Source organism: Kitasatospora putterlickiae (assembly GCF_039527695.1).
Lineage (GTDB): Bacteria > Actinomycetota > Actinomycetes > Streptomycetales > Streptomycetaceae > Kitasatospora > Kitasatospora putterlickiae.
The window spans coordinates 8,684-11,248 of sequence record NZ_BAAAKJ010000243.1 but is presented as its reverse complement, the minus strand read 5'-3'; the positions used below and the strand labels follow the sequence as shown (position 1 = coordinate 11,248).

The 2,565-nt window shown below is 76.8% G+C and carries 3 protein-coding genes; 2 read left to right on the top strand and 1 reads right to left on the bottom strand.

Annotated features, from left to right (window positions below; translation table 11 throughout):
• Positions 1-391 precede the first annotated feature (391 nt).
• A complete protein-coding gene (locus ABD308_RS24465; RefSeq protein ID WP_344338627.1) occupies positions 392-1,228 on the top strand; it encodes a hypothetical protein in 837 nt (278 codons plus the stop codon).
• Positions 1,229-1,629: 401 nt separating this feature from the next.
• Here ABD308_RS24465 and ABD308_RS24460 read toward each other — a convergent pair whose 3' ends face one another.
• Positions 1,630-1,938, bottom strand: coding sequence for a zf-HC2 domain-containing protein (locus ABD308_RS24460; RefSeq protein WP_344338625.1), 309 nt, complete (start codon positions 1,936-1,938; stop codon positions 1,630-1,632).
• Between the two features lie 55 nt (positions 1,939-1,993).
• Here ABD308_RS24460 and ABD308_RS24455 point away from each other — a divergent pair.
• Positions 1,994-2,565: sigma-70 family RNA polymerase sigma factor (locus tag ABD308_RS24455; RefSeq protein WP_344338624.1), on the top strand; the 572-nt coding region annotated here is incomplete at its 3' end.

Below are 2,565 nucleotides of genomic sequence, written 5' to 3'. Positions count from 1 at the left end.
GGCGCCGGCCGCCGGGATGGTGGCGGCCTCGGGTGCGCTGGTGTCCATGCCGGGTCTCCTCTCGCCGTCGGGGCCGGTGTGTGCGGCGTCACATTCGGTGCGTCACATTCAGCACGTATCCGGACGGACGTGTCAAACCGATATGACGGGATGAAGAGCACCTTCCGGACCGGTCCGGCGCGCTGCGCACCGTGACCGCTCGCGCACCGTCGGGATCCGGCCACCGCACCGTCAGCCCCGTCAGCGGCGCCCCCACCCGCCCCGGGCGGCGCGGGTGCCCGAACGGCTTGCCCGGAGGGGACGGCCCCGAGGTGGCCGGACACGCCCGGCCAGGGACGGAACCGGCCAATACCGGAGGGTGCGGTACAGGGTGGTGGAGGCGGGTGCGACGATGAGTGTCATCGTGATGACCGACCGGATCCGCTCGCTGCGCGCCGTGGTCTTCGCCGCGCTCTGCGTGGCGCTGGCCGCCACGGCGCACGTGGCCATGGCCGGTTCCGGGGTCTCGGCCCCGGTCCTGGTGGGCGCGTTCGGTCTCACCCTCGGTCTCACCTGGCTGCTGGCCGGCCGGCGACGGGGACTGACGGTGATCAGTTGCTGGATGGTGGTGGCGCAGACCGCGCTGCACCTGACGTTCCAGCAGGCGGGCTCGCTGTTCGGGGGCGGGGGCGCCGCCGGCGCGCCGTCGACGGACTGGGCCTCGCTGCTGCTGTGCAATCCGGAGGCGAAGCCGGCCGGGATGTCCTCGGACGACCTGGCGCTGATGGCCGGTCTGGACCCGGCCGTGCCGCCGGCCGCCCTTCCCGTGCACGCGCACGCGCACGGCGCGGCGGCGGCCGCCGCGGACCTCTCCTCCGGCTCGACGGCCGCGTCCGTGTCCGGGATGACCGGGCACGGGATGAACGGCATGGGCGGCCACGACATGGCCGCGCACGGCATGTCGACCGGCATGATCACCGCCCACGTGGTCGCCGCGCTGGCCTGTTCGCTGCTGCTCTGGCGCGGCGAGACGGCGCTGGTGCGGCTGTTCGACCTGCTCGGCGCGCTGGGCTCGGTGCTGGCGGGGGCGCTGCTGGCGCCGCTGCTCGCGCTGTTCTCGTGTACGGCCTGGTACCGGCCGCCGGACGCGCCCAGACCCGTCGGCCACCGGGCCCGGCTGCCACGGTCCGTGCTGCTCTCGCACGCCCTGGTCCGGCGCGGACCTCCCCCGGCCGCGTTCGCCCGCTGACGCGCCCGCCGCCGTTCCCGGACACCACCGGTGTCCGCCGCGCGGTGGGCAGGTCGCCCCGCGCCGCAAGCACGCCGCCGGGTTCCGCCGCCCGTCCCCGGACGACCGCCGACCGACCGCGCACCACCGGCTCCCGCGCCTGCCGCCGGGACTCCCGTGGGCCGTCGCGGACGGCCGGTGCGCCGGGTCCGGGGTCACCGACGGTACCGGCGGAGGCTGTCGCCGGGGCCCGGGCCCGCGCGTGCCGACCGTCCCCGCCGCCAGCCGGCCGGGGCCGGGCTCGCACGGCCGCCCACCGACGCCGACGGTGCCGTCCGCAACGGCACCGCACCCCGTCTTCTCCTCAGGACCTCTTCATGCCTGACTTCGACGGCGCACCGGCCACGCCCGGCGCCACCGTCCTACCGCGTCCGCCCGCCGTCCCCCTGCCCGGGGCGGCCCACTCCGCTCGCACCGCCCCCGACCGCGCCGTGGCCCTCGGCTCCGGGACCCTCGGCTCCGAGGCGCGCGAGCAGCTTCGCCGTCCAGTCCGCCGACGGCTCGTCGGCCCCGTCCGCGAGTTGCGGGCCGCGCAGTCGCCGCGCCCGCTCCAGCCACTCCCGGCAGGCCGCGCACCGCGCGACGTGCCCGTCCAGTCGACGGTCCGGCACACCGGCCGGTTCGCCGTCGAGGCGGGCGGACAGAGCGGTACGGAGTTGCGCGCATCTCATGCGACCATCGTCCCGCACTTCCTTCCACGTGGAACCGACCGGGTAGGGGGCCGTCGTGGATGACGAGCAGCTGACCGCGCTCGCCCTGGCCGCCCGCGAGGGGCGGTCCGCCGACGTCGAGGCCTTCGTCCGCGCCACCCAGCGGGACGTGTGGCGGTTCGTCGCCCACCTCACCGACGTACAGTCCGCCGACGACCTCGCCCAGGAAACGTTCCTGCGGGCGCTGCGCAGCCTGCCCGGGTTCGCCGGACGCTCCTCCGCCCGCACCTGGCTGCTCTCCATCGCCCGGCGGACCGTCATCGACCGCTACCGCAGCGCCGCCGCCCGGCCGCGCTGCGCCGCACTGCCGGACTGGCAGGAGGCCGCCGAACGGCAGGGCACCGCGCCCGCCGCCGGTTTCGAGGACGGTGTGGCGCTCGGTGACCTGCTGGACCGGGTGCCCGCCCAGCGGCGCGAGGCCTTCGTGCTCACCCAGGTCGTCGGGCTGAGCTACGCCGAGGCCGCCGAAGTCGCCGGCTGCCCGGTCGGCACCGTCCGCTCGCGGGTCGCCCGGGCCCGCGAGGAGCTGATAGCCCGGCTGCGGGCGGCCGAGGCCGGGGAACCGGCTCCGGCCTCGGCCTCGGAGCT